Origin of the sequence: Candidatus Desulfofervidus auxilii (genome assembly GCF_001577525.1) — a bacterium.
Taxonomy (GTDB): domain Bacteria; phylum Desulfobacterota; class Desulfofervidia; order Desulfofervidales; family Desulfofervidaceae; genus Desulfofervidus; species Desulfofervidus auxilii.
On the sequence record NZ_CP013015.1, the window covers coordinates 527,605 to 545,427 of the forward strand.

The window sequence follows — 17,823 nt, forward strand, 5'->3', positions numbered from 1 at the left end:
TCAGAATGAATTTACCAAAAAAGAGGTTTTTGATAGTAGGTTTAGTATTTTCATTACTGATATTTTTAGGATATGGGAATGCATGGACCCAAGAACAACAAGTTGCGCAGTTAACCTCTCAGGATTGTATTAAATGCCACCCTAAAGTAGTTCATCAAGTAGAGGAAAAGGGAGCTAGGCATAAAACAGAAGTGAGCTGTGTAGATTGTCATGAAGGTCATCCCCCTATGGTAGCAAAAGAAGAGATTATCCCTAAATGTGACGTATGTCATAGTGGAGAGCCCCATTTTGAACTGAAAAACTGTGCAGGCTGTCATTCTAATCCCCATACTCCTTTAGATATTAAATTCAAGGGAAAAATTAAAAAAGCTTGTTTAACATGTCATAAAGAAGAGCAACAACAGCTTAAAACGTATCCCAGTGCCCATACCAAGCTTGCATGTAATGACTGTCATACCGTCCACAAAGAAATTCCTCCTTGTTTACGCTGCCATGAGTCCCATACAGCAGAAATGAAAAACAAAGATTGTCTAAGTTGTCACCCTCCACATAAGCCACTGGTAATTACCTATGGAACAGAGGTACCAAATAGCTATTGCGGTGCTTGCCATTATGATATAGGAGATATTCTAGACAAAAACAAAACTAAACACCATGATTTGACTTGTGTTTATTGCCACAGAAACAAACATGGAATCCGTCCTACGTGTGAAACTTGCCATGGTGCTCCTCATCCCAAAGAAATGGTAGCAAAGTTTCCTCAATGTATTATGTGTCACACAGATGCACATGATTTAACAAAATAAGGAGGGGGTTATGAAATCAGGAAGGTTTATATTATTAGGTGCCATATGTGTTTTAATAATCATTGCTTGTGCACAAGAGGGAGTTAAAAAACCAACTCTTCCCACCAAAGAAAGGCCACAGGTAGCAGAGTTATATCTGGAAAAACCTAAACCATTGACACCCATTCAGTGTGGGCAGTGTCATATGTCTCTTTATATGCTTGTTAGGAAAGAAGGAGGAAGACACCAAATTGAATGCACCAAGTGCCATACCCAATATCACGTATATAACCCTATAAAGCAAAATTGGTCTGAAATTATGCCCAAGTGCCAGAGGTGTCATGGACTATTCCATGGAGAAACGTTGCCTAAGTGTATGGAATGTCATATAGAGCCTCATGCCCCTAAGAGAATTCCTATGTCTACAGTGTTAGAAGACAATTGTCTCACTTGTCACGGAAAGGTTGGTGATGAAATGAAGCAATATCCCAGTTTACATAAACAACAGGCTTGCTCTTTATGTCATGAAAGACATGGTTATATTCCCTCTTGTATGGATTGTCACGAGCCCCATACCACTAGTCTTACTAAAAATGAGCAATGCTTGGCTTGTCATCCCGTGCATAGCCCTACAAGGCGTTTAAAATATGCAAAAGAGACCCCTAATGAAATATGTGCTAGTTGTCATGATGATATAGCTACTACCTTGGCAAAAAATAAGAGTAAACACCATGATGTAGCCTGTGTGGCCTGTCATAATAAACACAAATATGTGCCTAAATGTGAGGAATGTCATAAAGAACCACATAGTAAACAGTTGCTTAAAAAGTTTAAAAATTGTTTACAATGTCACATAGACCCTCATAATTTACCAGCAAAAACAGCAGTAAAGTAAAGAATTAACTTGATTTGGCCTTAGCTCAGCAAGGATTGTAAGCCCTGCAGGTTGATAACTTGCAGGGCTACTTTTTTATGATTTGAGGATTTTTATACATAGCTAAATATTATTGAAATTTTAATAAAAATTGACAAAATGGAAGGAATAATGTAGTAAAAACAGCATGAATTGGGCTATTATAAGTTTCCTTCTGTGGTTTTTCCTTTTTCCTTCTGTTATTCAAGCCAAGGTAAAAGGACAATGTGCTAATTGTCATACCATGCATTATAGTCAGCATGGGGGGGTGCTTTTAGAGTGGGGTACTAAAGGGCCTTACCAGAATTTGTTGGTAAATAGTTGTGTAGGTTGTCACACAGGAGTAAATGATGGCACAAATACTATTCCTTATGTCTTTTCTGAAAGTGAACCAACTTATGGAACAAATACCCTTGCTGGTGGAAATTTTTATTGGGTAGCTAATGGGTGTGATGAGTGTGGTCACAATGTAACTGATATTCCTGGTGTAAATCAAGATAGCAATTTTAGTCAAACTCCTGGTTTTGTGAGTGGTAAAACCTGCAGTAGTTGTCATGGTAGTGGCAATATGGTGCTTACTAAATGTATATTCTGTCATGACCCAAAACATCATGCAGATGATAGTGGCACGGTTGTAGGTGATGATGAAGAAGTTAAGTATAGATTTTTAAGCTTTACTGCCTTTCATCCATATACTTATCAGCAAGGTTCATATAATTTTTATGGGGTTGCAGGTATAGAAGATGGTGATTGGGAATATACTGTAAGCTCAAGTGACCATAATGAATATTGTGGTGCTGCTAGTTCAGGGGATTATTCAGGTGCTTCTCATTCTATAAGTAGATATTGTGCTGCCTGTCATTGGGGATTTTATGGAGAGAATACTGAGCATTGGATAAGGCATCCATCAGATTATATCTTACCAAATAGTGGTGAATATGCAAATTATACAACTTATAATCCTTTAGCTCCTATAGCTAGACTTGAAAGCACTTTAACAGGTATGACAGTAGCCAGCTCAACTGTAACACTAGGAGAGGACCAAGTTTCGTGCCTTTCCTGTCATCGTCCACATGGTTCACCTTATCCAAAAATTATGCGTTGGGACTATCAAGGCTGGCCAGGTAGTGGAACAAATGGGTGTAATGTCTGCCATACAACAAAGGACTAATTTATGAAAAAACTTTCAAAAAAAGAAAAAGAAAAAATCAGGCTATATTTTGAAAGACAGCCTGAAGTAATAGTAGTTTATCTATTTGGTTCTCAATGTCAAAAGGAAATAAAAACACCCAATGATGTTGACTTGGCAATTTTATTAAAAGAAGAAATATCCTTACGGAAACTGTTACAATTTAGGGCTGAGCTTAAAAGAATAATAGGAATTAGCAATTTAGATATAGTGGTTTTAAATAATGCTCCTCCACTTCTTAAATATGAAATTATATCTTCTGGTGAGGTAATTTTAGTAAAGGATGATAATATTCAATTTAAATTTGAATCACAATCCTATTTACATTTTTTTGATACTCATTATTTAAGAAAAGTTCAGGACAACTATTTATTGAGTGATGATTCTTAAAGAGAGAATTATTAAGGAAAGAGTTAAAGAGTTGAAGGAAGTCATTGAAAATCTTAAAGAAATTTCTCAATTATCTCAAGATGAGTTTGTTTCAAGTTATAAACATTATTGGTTAGCAGAAAGAGGATTACAATTAGCAGCGGAAATTTTATTTGATATAGGAAACCATATTTTAGCTGGATATTATAAGATAAGTGCCAAAGACTATGAAGACATCCTTGACAAATTAAAGGAGATGAAAGTAATAAGTCCTAATTTGAGAAACAGATTATTAGGTCTAGGTGGATTTAGGAATATCTTGGTGCATGAATATTTGATAATAGACCGAAATAAAATTTATGATGAGTTAAAAACAGGCTTGATTGATTTTGAAGACTTTATCAAAGAAACCATCTCTTGGCTTAAGAAAGTGAAATAAGGGACGATTATCTTGAATGACGCAGGAGAGGTTTATGAAAAGCTGGTCAAATAAAATTTTATTGCCTCTTTTTTTCTTTTTTCTTTTTTACTCCGTGGCCTATGCTGGCTCATACACCTCCTCCGCCCATGGGAACTCTTCTTATGGAGTGAACAGGAGCTCCATATCTGGCTATTCCACGGGCAACTGTGCCCATTGTCATGAGCAGCATGCAATGATTGGAGGGACTGAGCCAAAACCAGCATCTGGAAGTGCCTCACCATTTTGTCTATTTGCAGATAATTTCAGTGGAAAAACGAGCAATCCATACAATCAATCTGATAATTTTTGCTTTTATTGTCATTGTTACACTGATGCAACTAGTTTACAAACACCAAATTTTACCAATTATAATTATAGCCGCACCTTTGGTGGATATACTACTTCTAGCATTTACAGTATCTATAAAGCATTTAATCAGAATTCTTATCATAATCTTTATGATATTTGGGACTTTGCCAAAACAAATTTTTCCTCTTTTTTTAAAGAAGATTCAAACCCCTGCTCTGTCTGTCACAATGTGCATTTAGCTAAAAGAAATAAAGAAAATCCCGATGACCCTACTTATTCAGCTATTTCTAAACCTTCTGACCATTTCAATCTTTGGACTAATACAATGAATGATTATGCTCCTAATAAATATCAGGCACCTTATCGTTATTCTAGTGGTTGTGAGCCTGATGGAGGCAGTTGTAATGATTTAACTATCCAGGCACAGAAAACCCCTGATTATGTCACCTTCTGTCAAGATTGTCATGTTTATAATATGAGCAGTTATGGTCTTTCTCACACTCCTATTAATTGGAATACAGATAAGCATGGAAATGCAATAAGAAGTAGAAACGAACGTATGGGACAACCTATAATAAAGCCTCCTTATGATGTAACTGCGGTATTTAATTATGTCTTATCTTGTCTGGATTGTCATGAGCCTCATGGCTCTTATTCCTATAAGTATTTAATAAGGAAAGAAGTGAATGGCAATATTACTAATGTTACAGCAGATACTCATGATGATTGGAAAACACTTTGTTTGCGTTGCCATTATAGAGAACATACAAATAAGTCTTGCTTAGAATGCCACTATCACGGCAGCGGTAAGTTTTAAAGGGTATGATAATATGGTAAATAAACTTAAAACCCTTTTCTGCACAAGGCATTTTTTATTTCTCATAGGCTTAATTGCAGTTCTCTTGGGCTGTGCCCAGTTCAAAAAACAAGCAGGTTTTGAACAAGGAACGCTGGTAGTTTATTTGAATTCAAAGACCACTCCTACTTCACTTAATTTTACTTTAGAAGAAATATGGATAGAAGATGCGTTAGGCACAAAGACCGTTCTACCTATTCAGCAAAAAGAGATTAATACTTCTCTGCCTAGTCAAATTATCCTGGCCCGAGGCGAACTGAAAACAGGAGTTTACACTAAAATATGTTTTAAAATAACCAGGGCTATTTTACTAAAAAGGGGTGAGATATACCCCTTAAGATTACTTAACCAAGGCGTGGTAAGCATTCCTATTACTTTAAGGATTTTTCCTCATAAGACTAATAACCTGTTTTTAAATTGGGCACCTGAAACTTCTATAAAAGCAGAGACATTCTCACCTGATATAAAAGTCCAGAAAGGAAAAACAGGCTTAAAAAAACTGTTGCTTTATGTGAGTAATTCTGGAGAAGATTATCTCTCAGTAATAGATAGAGGCTCTCATCAAGTAATTGATGCTATTACCGTAGGAAGTGCACCTAAAGGGATGACCCTTTCAAAAGATGGTAATTATCTTTATGTAGCTAATTACTTATCTAATAGTATTTCTATTATAGAAACCATGACTAACCGATTAATGGATACCATTGCCTTAAATATAGGTTTTGGCCCAAATGAGCTTACCATACCCCCATTTAGCCGCATCCTTTATGTCACAGCCACAGACTCTAATGCTGTAATAGCCATTGATACCTTAACTAAAAGCATCCTTAAAAAAATAGAGGTAGGACAAAGGCCTATAGGCATTGCCAGTAGTGCTGATGGTCAATATGTCTATGTAGCCAATACCTTTTCTAATAACATTTCAGTAATTGAAACATACAACAATAAAGTGGTTAATACCATAGGAGTGGGAGGAGAACCTAAATATATTAGTATTTACCAAAGATATATCGTTGTCTCTAATAGTCAATCAAATAATTTAATGTTTATTGATAGTCATTCACTAAAGGTAGTCTCTACTGCCTTTGTCCCCAGCCAACCAGGGAGGATTATTCCTGGATTAAGGGGTTGGGTTTATGTAGCAGGTCAACGTAGTAATGATATTTCCTTTGTTACTCCTATGCTCAATATAGCCCCTAGGAAGCTTTCTGTAGGTAAGCACCCATCTGGGATGACCTTAGATAAAGATAGAAAGCTGCTTTATGTAGCTAACCTTAGAGATAATACAGTAAGTGTCCTAGATTTGATAAAGGAAGAGGAAATAGACAAGATAGAGGTAGGAGATAAACCCTACGACTTAGTCTTAGTGGGCGATTAAATGAAGTATCTGAGTTTAGTAATGATTTTGTGTATTTTGCCTACTTGTGCTTTAGCACAAGATTTAAGCGGCACAGCAGATATCTCTTATAATAAATCATGGGCAGAATCAGATGGAGAGAAAACTCAAACCTGGAGCCTCTTTCAGACCTATTATTTAAATTATAGCTCTTATTTAACGCCTGCTCTTATGCCTAGTGTGGGTATTCGCTATAGTCGCAAGGATAGTGATATGCCTGACCAAGAGATAATCTATCCTTTTGTAAATTTGGGTTTGAACAATAAATATGTTTCTGGCAATCTCAGTTATAATTATATGAATGTGAAAACCGAAGATCAACCTAGTCTTACTAATTCTTTCTGGAGTGTGAATCTAACTAGCCAATTAGAAGAATGGCCCAAAATGAATTTTCAATATACACAATCCAGAGAATATGACGAAAAACATAAGATAAATAGCTCTTTTGAACATGAAATAGATACCAAATCTACTAGCCTTTTAAGTGGTGTCACATACCAATATAGTATTTTTGATATGATGTATAATTATATGAGAAGTACTTCTTTAGATTATTTAACAGAAACAGACACCAAAAGTAATAACCATATTGGACGTCTGGGAATACATAAGACCTTCTGGAAGAATCGGATTTCCTTTTCTGCAGATGGGGGTTATAATTATTATGATTCAACTACTACCATACCAGAAGCAGGAGAAATAGAACAAAAACGCCTAGCAAAAGACGGCTTTTATGGTGTAGATAGCTCTCCCGAACACAGTAGTTTATCCACTGCTACTAGCCTTATTGATGGAAATCAGGATGTTTCTGTGTTAACTGTGCAAGAATATATGAATGTAGGAGTGGATCTCTTTTATCCCCAGACAGTAGATACTATTTATATTTATACTAATAAAGATTATGTTTATGACCCTGCCATTCCTTCAGAAGTGGTAGAATGGGCAGTTTACTATAGCAATGAAGAGGAACAGCCAAGAACATGGACAATTATTACTAACAATGCCTCTTTTTCCTATGATGAAATATATCATCGTTTTGAAATCAGTTTTGCTGCTCAAGAGGCAAGATATTTTAAGGTAGTCCATTATCCAGGCACTACCAGTCCTTCCTTTCAAATAACAGAGATAGAAACATATGGACTTGAGTATGTAGAGCAAAAATCTAAATCTGTCTCTAAGACCTATACAGGAAATTGTAGTTTATCTATACGTCCTTTGGAAAAATGGACTACTGCTTATTATCTATCTTATTATCGAACTGATACCTTCCCTGAAGCTAACCTGAATTATACCTTAAGCCATGGGGTAAGTATCATAGGTGACCTCTCCAAGTATTTTTTACTTACTTTGAGCTATCAAAGAACACGCTCTCGCACTCTAGAAACTATTACTAAAGTAGAGGCTTATACATTCAATTGGCGTTCTAATCCTTTAGAAACCTTAGACACCACCCTCACCTTAAGTCATACAGAAACAGAAGAAAATGAAGAATTGATTTCTAAAGTTAATACTCTGGTTTTTAACTCTATTTTTATGTTGTGGAAAGATATAGATGTAAATTGGAACTTTAATATATCACATGCTAAAAACGAGCGTATTCCTAAAACCAAGTCTTTATCTATTTATTCTGACCTTTATCTCAGGGCTTTATTGACTAAAACCCTTTCTTGGGATATAGGTTATGACCAAAGCTGGCAGCGGACTACTAATGAAGAAACTATTAAGACTACTTATACTAACATTTATAGTACCTTGGTCTATACTCCTTCTTCTCGACTTTATGGAAGGATTTTTTTACAATACTCCGCTGCAGAAGAAGAAAATAGATTATTACATGAATATAGTGTAGGATGTTTTATCACTCCTAAGGTGCAGATAAATGCTACCAGCAGTTTTATAGAGGCAGACACAGACCAGATGACCCATAGTATTGATATTAACTGGGATATAGCCAGGTGGGCCAGTTTTAGAATGGGATATAGTTATTCACATAGTAATAATGATACTACGGAAAAAAGTCATAATTTTTATTCCCGTTTTTCAGCAAGTTTTTAAGGAGTGAGTTATGAGAAAAATAGCAATTTTATTTATGTGGTTGTTTATTTTGGCCTGTGGTGGTTTGCGTTATTATGTAAATCCTGCAGCCGACCTTTCCTATATAAAAAGGGTAGCTATCTTACCTTTACACAATTTCAGTAGAGATAATCTGGCCCATGAAAAGATAAGAGATATTCTAGAAACAGAACTTTTAAAACTTGGTGAGTTTGAGGTAGTGGATAGAGGAGAGGTAGATGCAGTTCTCAGAGAATTAAGAATCAGAGAACCTTCGGATATATCCCCTGCAATGCTTAAAAAGCTTTCTCAGAGACTACATGCTCAAGCCTTTTTGACTGGCTCAGTGGATGAATATAGAACAGAACAATCAGGAGGAATTTCCTTACCCTTTGTGGCTGTTTCATTAAAATTAATAGATGGCAAATCAGCAAAAGTCCTCTGGCAGATAACCGCCAGCGAGAAAGGAGGTGGTGCTTTAACTAGGCTATTTGGAGTAGGAGAAAAAAGCCTTATTGAAGTAAGTCATATTTTGATAAGAAAATGTTTAAAAAAATTATAATATTTATCATGATATTGAATTTGAGCAAATTATGTCTTTCTGCAGAATTTAGAAGAATTGCTTTCTTTCCTTTAGAAAATATAAGTGGAATAACTGAAATTCCAGAAGATATCCCCGATCGCATTGCAGAAGGTCTTAATAAGAAGTATGGTTTTGAAGTAATTTTACCTGCCGACTTAAGGAATTTCCTCTTAAAAAATCGGATTAGAAGAGTGGGCTCAGTTACTGAAGCCCAGGTTAAGGGATTAAAAAGGGAATTTAAAGCAGATGTTGTGGTTATCACCTGGCTTGACCTCTATGAAAGGAGTGATAACCCTAAAATAGGGATGGGTATAAGATTAGTAGAAACAGAAACAGCTATGGTTGTTTGGAGTGATTACGTTTCACTTACTGGTGATGATTTTACTACCTGGCTGGGATTAGGTAAGATTACCTCTATTGACCGCCTGATATCTAAAGCCTTAAAAAGATTAATTGATAATTTTCCTCCTTCTTTAAAAAAGGTTTCAACAGAAAAGGCATTATTTGCCCTAGAAAGATTTTCTTTATTTCCTTTAGCTGTTCAGGGTGGGGCTACTGTAAATACTTCTCTGCATATTGTCTCTCTTGTAGAATCTCCTGAAAAAGTCTTTCTTTTATTGGGAGGCAGAGAATGGCCACTTAAAAAAAGGCAAAATGGATGGTGGGAAGGAGAGATAGAATCACCACAAGAAGAAGGCCATTACTTTGCCAGGATAAAAATCCTCACTAAAGCAGGAATCTTACATTTTTTGGACACAGCAAGTTATTTAACCGTAGATAATACACCACCTAAGTTACGTTTATCATACGAAAATCTTACTTTTTCTCCTAACAGAGATGGTAGAAAAGACGCTTTAATAGTGTTTCCGAAGCTTTTGAGTCCAGAAGATATAAAACTATGGTATTTTTATATTTACAATGAAAAGGGAGAAATAGTAAGGAGATTTGAGGGAAGTGGTGATCTACCACTTGGTCTGGCCTGGCATGGAGAAACGGATGAGTTTAGCCAAGTAGAAGAGGGCATTTATTATATTGAAGGCAAATGCCAGGATAAAGCAGGAAATATTGGGATTACCTCAAGAAAAAAGTGCACCGTGGATAACACTCCTCCAAAATTACATGTATTGATGGATGTAAAGGAAAGCAAAGCAAAATTTGATATAAAGTATGAAGATGTCTTACCCATAAGTCAATGGGAGCTGAGTATTATAGATAAAGATGAAAACATTTATTATAATTTGAGAAAAGAAAATGAAGAAATTCCTTCTAAAATAGAAGTATCTTTACCTAAAAAGAAAGAACTTTTTTTCTTTATAGAGGCATTTGATATGGCTGGGAATAAAACAGAATACAAAACTCCATTAATTTCTAAAAAGGTGGTTGCGGGTGAGAAACCTAAAAAAAAGAAAAAGGCACCTACTGTATGGGATTATAATTTTTAATTTATTAATTTTTGGCTGTGCCTATCTGCCTTGCTACTTAGATAAAAAGGAGATGGCTAGAGTCAAAAAGGTGGCTATTTTCCCCTTTAGAAATCTTACCCAAAATCCCCATGCCCGAGAAATAGTAACCCAAATATTCTTGGCAGAATTAGGAAAAAGTGAGCGTTTTAAAGTAGAAGAGTTGGGTAATATTATTGATTTTATGGTAGAACAGAGGCTTAGAATAGGCACCAGTCTTGATAGACCCAGGTTGCGAGTTTTGAGGAAAAGATATAAGATTGATGCTGTGATTTTAGGAAGTATCTTAGATTTTGGTGAAAGAGGCGGTGTGCCTTATGTAAATCTGACAGCACGGATGGTGACCACTGATACAGGTAAGATTATATGGAAGGCCTGTATTGAAAGAAATGGAGATGATTATATTAAGATTTTAGATATAGGAAAGATAAGGTCGTTAAATCAACTCGCGAGTATAGTAGTGGAAGAATTAATAAATAGTATGGGATAATAAGGAGTGTGAATTGAATTCAAAATTTTACAGTTTGCAATTTTCATTTTTTATCTTTACTATACTGTTCTCTTTAGTCTTCTCATCTATGAGTTTGGCCTATTTAGCCAAAGTAAATGATGAAGTAATCACAGTTGAAGACTTTAAAAAAGCCCTTTCTAGCGCTCATAGATATGCTCCTTTAAGGAAAGATAAGGCCGGGAAACTGAGCAAAAAGATAATAAAAGAAACTCTGGATAATATGATTGAACATTATCTGCTGGCCCAAGAGGCTCAAAGACTTAATCTAGATAAAGAACCTGATTATCTTAAAAATTTAGAAGATTATAAAAAAGACTTAGCTACCAGAGCCTTTTGGCAAGAGGAATTTAAAAAAATTAAGATAAGCGATGAAGAAATTAAATCTTATTATCAAGAAAAAAATACAAAATGGCACTTTTCTCAAATCTTTACCAAGAGTGAAAAAAAGGCCCAAGAGGCCTTAAAACGACTTCGGGCAGGAGAACCATTTCCCAAGGTAGCCAGAGAACTTTCAGAAAGTCCCTATGCCTCAAGGGGAGGAGATTTAGGGTTTATACGTAAAGGACAAATGGTCAAAGAGTGGGAAAGGGTGGCCTTTTCGCTAAAACCAGGAGAATTTAGTGACATTATAAAGACTTCTCAAGGTTTTCATATTGTTAAGTTGGAAGAGATAAAATTGCCTGATATGAAAAATTTTGAACAGAGAAAAAAAAGTATTAGAAAGGAACTAACAAAGAAAAGAAGGAAAATTGTTGAAAAACAATGGGAAGATTCATTAAGGACAAAGGCAAACATAAAAATAAATCAAAAATTGCTCAAAGAAATAAAAGAAGACTTTAAAGGCAAAGATGAGGAAGTCATTGCCTGGGTAAATGGAGCACCTATTTATTTAAAGGAATTTCTCCCTACCTTTAAAAGAAAGCTGTGGGGATATAATGCTATGAAAAAGAGGTGGAATATAAAAATAGATTTAAATGAGGTAAAAAATGAAATACTAGATGGATTGATTAATCAAAAAGTTATTGAGCAAGAGGCAATAAAAAGGGATTATTTCAGCAAAAATCAAGAAATTAAAAAACAATTAGATAATTACAAAAGGATGCTTCTAATAGAAGAATTCAAACGTAAAATTATCGCTCCTCAAATTATATTGAGTGAAAAGGAACTAAAAGATTATTATGAAGAGCATAAACAGGCGTATCTCAGCCCAAACCAATACAATTTAAGATTAATCAGGGTGAATTCTAAAAAAGAGGCTCAGGAAATCCTGGAAGAATTAAAGGCAGGAGGGGATTTTGCCTTTCTGGCTAAAAAGAAATCAATTGCAGACTCAGCTAAAAAAGGAGGAGCCATCGGCTGGCATTCAGAAAATCGTTTACCATCAAAAATCAGAGAGGTAGTTAAGGAATTAAAACCCGGAGAATTTAGCCCTATTATAGAAGATGGAAGACATTATTCTATTGTGTTTCTTGAAGAAAAAAAAGAAGGAAAACCCATTCCCTTTGAAGAAGTAAAAGAAAAGGTAAAAAAACAATTGTGGCAACAAAAATTTAACACTCTGTTAAATAAATATCTGAAACAATTGAGAAAAGTTTCTGATATAAAACTTGACAAAAATACTTTAAACAGGTTAGAAGAAGAATTTGGGATAAAGTGAAAAAGCTATTTTTTATCATTTCATTTTTGGTAAGTTTGGGTATTTTATTTACCTGTGCTGGGCCTGAAAGGAGGCCTTTGGCCAGAAAGTCCTGTGTGGAATGTCACCAGAAAGAGCTCCAGAAATTTCTGGCTCTAAAGAAGGTCCACTCTCCTATCAAAGAGAAAAATTGTGAAGCCTGTCACCGTCCGCACGGACTTATTGGTGGTGTGTGTTTGAAACAAGGACTCCCTCAACTCTGTTTTTCTTGCCATCAGGAATTAAAGAAACTTAAAGCGGAAAATAAACATCCACCATTTGAAAAAGGTAATTGCATCAAATGCCATAATCCCCATAGTGCAGATTATGATTTCTTTTTAAACAAAGGTCCTAAACTCACTTGTCTGGTCTGCCACAAGTCAGAAAAGTTTAACCAAAAATTTCTCCATTCACCAGCCGAAAATTGTCAGACTTGTCATGTTTCTCATGCGGGAAACTTAGCTTCCTTATTAAAAAAATCACCAGATAAAATTTGTCTTGACTGCCATAAAATAAAAGAAAGTGCCTTTGTTAGTGTTCATAATAACTATCCTGTAACAGGCAATCATTGTCTTTCTTGCCATAGCCCTCATAGTGGTAAACAAAAGCACCTTTTTAGACTCTATGCCCACTCTTCTTTAAAGGATTGTGATAATTGCCATCCTGGCGCAAAGGCAGACCGTCCCTTTTCTTCAAAAAAGAAAGGCAATGATTTATGTTATAGTTGTCATGATAAAAACAAACCACCATTCAATGCTGCTCATGTCCATTCTCCTTTAAAGGATAAAACTTGTACTACTTGTCATGCACCCCATGCTAGTGATTTTAAAAGAATCACTGTAAGTGCAGAAAAAGACCTATGTCTTAGCTGTCATCAGAAAATGCAGGAAAAATTTACTGCCCCATATATCCATAAGCCTGTTGCTCAAGGAGAATGCAGTGTGTGCCACAATCCTCACTCTGCTCCAGAAAAAAAGCTCCTTCTTACGCCCATTGCCGGACTTTGTTACCAATGTCATAAAAAGGAAGGGTTTACCAAACTTTATAGACATTCTCCTGCTGAAAAGGAAAATTGCCTTATTTGTCATAAGCCCCATGCTTCTTCACAAAAATGGAATTTAACCCAAGCTTTGCCTAAACTCTGTTATGAATGTCACAAAAAGACTGAAAAAGAATTTCAAAGGGTAAATGTCCATACCCCTGCCCAAAGGGGAGAATGTTATAATTGCCATAATTCCCATTCTAGCTCTTATAAGTTTTTCTTTCCTGTTAGCCGAAAAAAACTTTGTTTTCATTGCCATAAAAAAATGAAAAAGGGGTTAACTATTCTTCATCCACCTTTTGAAAAAGGCGATTGTGAAAAATGCCATGACCATCATGCCTCTGATAATTCCTATCAAATAATTCATCCAGGAGCTGAGGGATGTTATTCCTGTCATCCTTCTATAGAAAAAAGGGTAAAAGCTGAGAAATATATTCATAAGCCTTTAGTAAAGGGAAACTGCACAGCCTGTCACAACCCTCATGGAAGTAAGATTAAAGGGCAACTTTATAGACCTCTAAAAGGCCTTTGTCTCTCCTGTCATTCAGATATAATCAAGACTGCTAAAACGCAAGTATTTGTCCATAAGCCTATAGAAGAAGGAAATTGTGATAAATGTCATACTCCTCATTATGGTAAGCTTAATAACCTGCTTTTGACTTCAGGTGCTGGTATTTGTAAAGACTGCCACTCACTTAGCAATAAGGCTCTTAAAGAAAAACACTTAAATCGTTCATTAACCAATATGGATTGCACAAACTGTCATACTCCTCATAGTGCTACCTCAAAACCATTATTTCGGCGGGTTATGCATAAACCATTTAAAGAAGGCCGATGTAGGGATTGCCATGAAAGTTAAAACAGGCAAAAGTTAGATGTTGAGAGGTAAAATGAAAATTTTGGGGGTTCGTATTATAGACCATAGATTATGGGCAATGGGTAGGCATCTTTTATCCTCTATCTTCTATTGTCTATTATCTATTTGTATATTTTGCTTCATTTCTAGCTCTGCACAAGCAAAGGTAAATTGCCTTAAGTGCCATCCTCAAGTTAGAAATCAATTAAGTCGGGGTAATGTCCATAAGCCGTTAAGGAAAAGAAATTGTACCATCTGTCACAGTACACATGCTTCAGATCAGCCCCATCTCCTGGTTAAACCTACAAAAGAATTATGCCTTTCTTGTCATAAAAAGGCGTTTAAGGTTAAATATCCCCATATGCCAGTGATGGAAGGAGATTGTGATAAGTGTCATGCTCCCCATGCATCTCCTTACACTGCCCTGCTAAAAAAACAAGAAAGGGAAATTTGTTTTGATTGCCATCAAAAAGAAAAAATCTTCTTAGGTAAGAAGCTTCATAATCCTGTTAAAAAGTGTTTGTCCTGCCATAAGGCTCATGGCAGTAATTATCCGGGTCTGTTGAATAAACCCCTTAAAGGACTTTGTTTCACTTGTCATCAAAAGACAAAGATAATAGTTCAACATAAGGGCTCTGCCTTGAAAGGAAACTTCTGCTTATCTTGCCACAATGCCCATTCCTCAAAAAAATCTCATTTATTAAGAACTTATGCTCATTCTCCTTATGCTAAAGGACAGTGTCAAAGTTGCCATCTCATGCAAGGTAAAAAGGTGGGTAAGGTAAAATCAGATAATCGTTTACTCTGTCTTACCTGTCATCCCCAGGTAGAAAATGCAGACCATTTTATTTATTCACATATCCAACTTACCCCTGGCTCAAATGTATGCCTTGATTGTCATACTCCCCATCTCTCTGATATAAAGCCTTCTTTAAAAGGAAGTCCCAAACAGATTTGTTTTTCCTGCCACAGAGATACAAAAAACAGGCTTCTTAGCAACTCACCAGGATTTAAATATAAACATCCAGAGGCAAAAAAGGGTAATTGCTTAGTCTGCCATCAGGGTCATGGGAGTAATAAGTTATTTTTATTGAAAGAAGGTGGTATAAACACTTGCACATCTTGTCACAAAAGACATGCTAGATTCACACATCCCATTGGAGAAAAGGCTATTGACCCAAGGTGTAAGACCAAAATGGATTGTGTCACCTGCCACCATCCCATGGGGGCAAAGGATATTTATAACATTATCTTTGACCACCGAGAGGAGCTTTGTATCCAATGTCACAAGATAAGCACATAAGGATTTATGGGTTATTATTTCTGTTTGTATTTTGGAGTCTTTGTCCTCGACTATCTTGGGCCGGTCTTAAGGGAAAGATAATAGCAGTAATTTACGGTGGAGAAAAAATAGGAGCCTTTAATCAACCCCAAGCAATGTATTTTGACCCTCAACGTAAAAGGCTCTATCTGGTGGATACCTTAAATGACCGCCTTCTTTCCTTTGATAATCAATATAAGTTTTTATCTGCTTTTAATGCTGGAGGGAAACTCAAAACCCCTTTAGCTATGGTAAGAGACAGAAAAGGACACATTATTGTTACCAATAAAGGTGACAAATCAGTCCTTATTATAAACGTGAAGGAGAAGAAGATAAAATCGCTTGACCTAAGTCATATTTATCCGCCTGTGGTCCCTCACTCTCTAGCCATAGCTTCCAATGGTTGCCTTTGTTTATTAGATAAAGCATACAAGCGTATCCTTATTTTTTCTCCTGAGACATACCAAGTTCAAAAAATAATTGAGGAAGAAGGATCCAGTGGATTCAGTGATATAAAGGTAAATAATAATTTAGTCTATGCCTTAGACCCCATTTTTAAAAAAGTCTTCATCTATAGCCAAAAAGGTAATGTTGTTGGTTCTATTCTCCTTAAAGGTGTAGCTTTCCCCATAAGTTTAGCTGTAGATAGAAGAGAACACTTATATATTTTAGATAGACATAAAGGAAAAGTTTTTATTTTTGATAAACAAGGAAAACCTATGGGAGAAATAGGGAAAAGAGGTTGGAAAGAGGGGAAACTTTATTGCCCTGGTTATATTTTTATAGACAATAAAAACATCCTCTATGTAGTAGACACAGGAAATAACAGAGTAGAAGTATTTAAGATAAAATGAAGAATTTGGACACAGATGAATGCAGATTATCAAGATTTTAAAAATAAAAAGAATTTTCTGCGGTTATCGGCGAAACACTATGTCCTATGTTTTTTTATATTTTGCATTTTTTTTAATATTTCTTATGCTCAGGAATCTCCTCCAAAAGCAAAAGTCAAGTTAGTTCCATATGTTTTGCATCTATTTGATTTGCGAGAAGGCATGGAAAGGACTGACCGTATTTCTTTCCCATCTTATGTAAGCGTAGATGAAATCAACAGAGAGATATATGTAGTAGACTCAGGACATGGCCGTATCATTATCTATACCCAAGACGGTTATCCTTTATATATTTTGGATAAAGATAATAATGTAGAAGCCCCTACTGGTCTGTGGATAGATGAAGATGGGTATATCTATCTGTGCCAAGTAAGGACAAAAGGTGAAGATAGAAGTAGAATTTCTATTTTTGACCCATGCTTAAAATGGGTAAGGGATATATTTTTTAAAGGTTTTGAGGAGGCAGATAAATTCAGACCAAGGACAGTAGCTGTGAGTAAAGATAAAAAAATTTATGTAAGTGGAGATGGTTTTAAAGGAGTAGTGGTTTTAGATAAAAACGGAGCTTTTTCTCATATCATTTCCCCTGAAGATGAACTATTAGGAATAAAAGACAAGGCAGATATTTGTGTGGTGTATATAGATAAAAATAACAGGATTTATCTTTTAAGTGAAGGATATGGACGTTGCTTTGTCTATGACAAAAGGGAAAACTTTCTTTTCAAATTCGGGCAAAAAGGTGGAAGCACAGGCAAGCTAAGCCGTCCTCGTGGTTTAGGAGTAGATGAAGCAAAACACTGGATTTATATAGTAGATTATATGCGCCATACTATCAGTGTTTACAAATATGAAAATGGTCAATATCTGTTTGAAATCGGAGGAAAAGGATGGGGACCTGGTTGGTTTCAATATCCTCAATACGTCTATGTTGACCAGCAACAAAGGCTTTTGGTCGCAGATACATTTAACCAGAGGATTCAAATCTTAAAGGTCAACGCTCGAGAAACGGGTGAAATAACTAAACCGAAGGCCCTTACCCCAGGGTTTCAGATCAAGTTAACCCCTGAAAAGAGTATAAAATGAGAGTATGCTTAATGTCCTATCAGGTGTAAATGGTTTTTTAGTTAGGTTTAAAGATATAGAAGAACTAAAA

At 35.7% G+C, this 17,823-nt stretch carries 16 protein-coding genes; all 16 read left to right on the plus strand.

What is annotated here, in order from left to right; translation table 11 throughout:
• Nucleotides 1-5 precede the first annotated feature (5 nt).
• On the plus strand, nt 6-806 hold the full coding sequence (locus HS1_RS02775; protein ID WP_066060676.1) for a cytochrome c3 family protein: 801 nt from the start codon (nt 6-8) through the stop codon (nt 804-806).
• A gap of 10 nt (nt 807-816) precedes the next feature.
• A complete protein-coding gene (locus tag HS1_RS02780; RefSeq protein WP_066060678.1) occupies nt 817-1,680 on the plus strand; it encodes a cytochrome c3 family protein in 864 nt (287 codons plus the stop codon).
• 166 nt (nt 1,681-1,846) lie between these two features.
• Entirely contained in the window at nt 1,847-2,869 is a 1,023-nt protein-coding gene (locus HS1_RS02785) for a cytochrome c3 family protein (RefSeq protein WP_066060680.1), read from the plus strand.
• A gap of 3 nt (nt 2,870-2,872) precedes the next feature.
• Nucleotides 2,873-3,277 (plus strand): type VII toxin-antitoxin system MntA family adenylyltransferase antitoxin, encoded by a 405-nt coding sequence (gene mntA, locus HS1_RS02790; RefSeq protein WP_066060684.1) that lies wholly within the window; start codon nt 2,873-2,875, stop codon nt 3,275-3,277.
• Entirely contained in the window at nt 3,267-3,695 is a 429-nt protein-coding gene (gene hepT, locus HS1_RS02795) for a type VII toxin-antitoxin system HepT family RNase toxin (RefSeq protein WP_066060686.1), read from the plus strand. The genes mntA and hepT overlap by 11 nt, the downstream gene beginning before the upstream one ends.
• Nucleotides 3,696-3,729: 34 nt before the next feature.
• On the plus strand, nt 3,730-4,842 hold the full coding sequence (locus HS1_RS02800; protein ID WP_066060688.1) for a hypothetical protein: 1,113 nt from the start codon (nt 3,730-3,732) through the stop codon (nt 4,840-4,842).
• 13 nt (nt 4,843-4,855) lie between these two features.
• Nucleotides 4,856-6,259, plus strand: a complete 1,404-nt coding sequence (locus HS1_RS02805; RefSeq protein WP_066060690.1) for a YncE family protein — start codon at nt 4,856-4,858, stop codon at nt 6,257-6,259.
• Nucleotides 6,260-8,332, plus strand: coding sequence for a hypothetical protein (locus tag HS1_RS02810; protein ID WP_066060692.1), 2,073 nt, complete (start codon nt 6,260-6,262; stop codon nt 8,330-8,332).
• Between the two features lie 10 nt (nt 8,333-8,342).
• Entirely contained in the window at nt 8,343-8,891 is a 549-nt protein-coding gene (locus HS1_RS02815) for a GNA1162 family protein (RefSeq protein WP_066060694.1), read from the plus strand.
• On the plus strand, nt 8,873-10,354 hold the full coding sequence (locus HS1_RS02820; RefSeq protein WP_066060696.1) for an early set domain-containing protein: 1,482 nt from the start codon (nt 8,873-8,875) through the stop codon (nt 10,352-10,354). Before HS1_RS02815 ends, HS1_RS02820 begins: the two co-directional genes overlap by 19 nt.
• A gap of 52 nt (nt 10,355-10,406) precedes the next feature.
• Nucleotides 10,407-10,862: a hypothetical protein gene (locus HS1_RS02825; RefSeq protein ID WP_156469358.1), complete on the plus strand. Its 456-nt coding sequence runs from the start codon at nt 10,407-10,409 to the stop codon at nt 10,860-10,862.
• A gap of 13 nt (nt 10,863-10,875) precedes the next feature.
• Nucleotides 10,876-12,540 carry a peptidylprolyl isomerase gene (locus tag HS1_RS02830; RefSeq protein WP_066060700.1) on the plus strand — a complete coding sequence of 555 codons (1,665 nt, stop codon included), beginning with the start codon at nt 10,876-10,878 and terminating at the stop codon, nt 12,538-12,540.
• A complete protein-coding gene (locus HS1_RS02835) occupies nt 12,537-14,459 on the plus strand; it encodes a cytochrome c3 family protein (RefSeq protein WP_066060701.1) in 1,923 nt (640 codons plus the stop codon). The genes HS1_RS02830 and HS1_RS02835 overlap by 4 nt, the downstream gene beginning before the upstream one ends.
• 31 nt (nt 14,460-14,490) lie before the next feature.
• Nucleotides 14,491-15,759 carry a cytochrome c3 family protein gene (locus tag HS1_RS02840; RefSeq protein WP_066060703.1) on the plus strand — a complete coding sequence of 423 codons (1,269 nt, stop codon included), beginning with the start codon at nt 14,491-14,493 and terminating at the stop codon, nt 15,757-15,759.
• Nucleotides 15,738-16,631: an NHL repeat-containing protein gene (locus HS1_RS02845; protein WP_156469360.1), complete on the plus strand. Its 894-nt coding sequence runs from the start codon at nt 15,738-15,740 to the stop codon at nt 16,629-16,631. The genes HS1_RS02840 and HS1_RS02845 overlap by 22 nt, the downstream gene beginning before the upstream one ends.
• A gap of 201 nt (nt 16,632-16,832) precedes the next feature.
• Nucleotides 16,833-17,753: a 6-bladed beta-propeller gene (locus HS1_RS02850; protein WP_156469361.1), complete on the plus strand. Its 921-nt coding sequence runs from the start codon at nt 16,833-16,835 to the stop codon at nt 17,751-17,753.
• Nucleotides 17,754-17,823 lie beyond the last annotated feature (70 nt).

Coding starts and splice junctions, on each gene's coding strand:
- HS1_RS02775 (WP_066060676.1), top strand. CDS start 6: ATGAATTTACCAAAAAAGAGGTTTTTGATAGTAGGTTTAGTATTTTCA.
- HS1_RS02780 (WP_066060678.1), top strand. CDS start 817: ATGAAATCAGGAAGGTTTATATTATTAGGTGCCATATGTGTTTTAATA.
- HS1_RS02785 (WP_066060680.1), top strand. CDS start 1,847: ATGAATTGGGCTATTATAAGTTTCCTTCTGTGGTTTTTCCTTTTTCCT.
- mntA (WP_066060684.1), top strand. CDS start 2,873: ATGAAAAAACTTTCAAAAAAAGAAAAAGAAAAAATCAGGCTATATTTT.
- hepT (WP_066060686.1), top strand. CDS start 3,267: ATGATTCTTAAAGAGAGAATTATTAAGGAAAGAGTTAAAGAGTTGAAG.
- HS1_RS02800 (WP_066060688.1), top strand. CDS start 3,730: ATGAAAAGCTGGTCAAATAAAATTTTATTGCCTCTTTTTTTCTTTTTT.
- HS1_RS02805 (WP_066060690.1), top strand. CDS start 4,856: ATGGTAAATAAACTTAAAACCCTTTTCTGCACAAGGCATTTTTTATTT.
- HS1_RS02810 (WP_066060692.1), top strand. CDS start 6,260: ATGAAGTATCTGAGTTTAGTAATGATTTTGTGTATTTTGCCTACTTGT.
- HS1_RS02815 (WP_066060694.1), top strand. CDS start 8,343: ATGAGAAAAATAGCAATTTTATTTATGTGGTTGTTTATTTTGGCCTGT.
- HS1_RS02820 (WP_066060696.1), top strand. CDS start 8,873: ATGTTTAAAAAAATTATAATATTTATCATGATATTGAATTTGAGCAAA.
- HS1_RS02825 (WP_156469358.1), top strand. CDS start 10,407: ATGGCTAGAGTCAAAAAGGTGGCTATTTTCCCCTTTAGAAATCTTACC.
- HS1_RS02840 (WP_066060703.1), top strand. CDS start 14,491: ATGAAAATTTTGGGGGTTCGTATTATAGACCATAGATTATGGGCAATG.
- HS1_RS02845 (WP_156469360.1), top strand. CDS start 15,738: ATGTCACAAGATAAGCACATAAGGATTTATGGGTTATTATTTCTGTTT.
- HS1_RS02850 (WP_156469361.1), top strand. CDS start 16,833: ATGGAAAGGACTGACCGTATTTCTTTCCCATCTTATGTAAGCGTAGAT.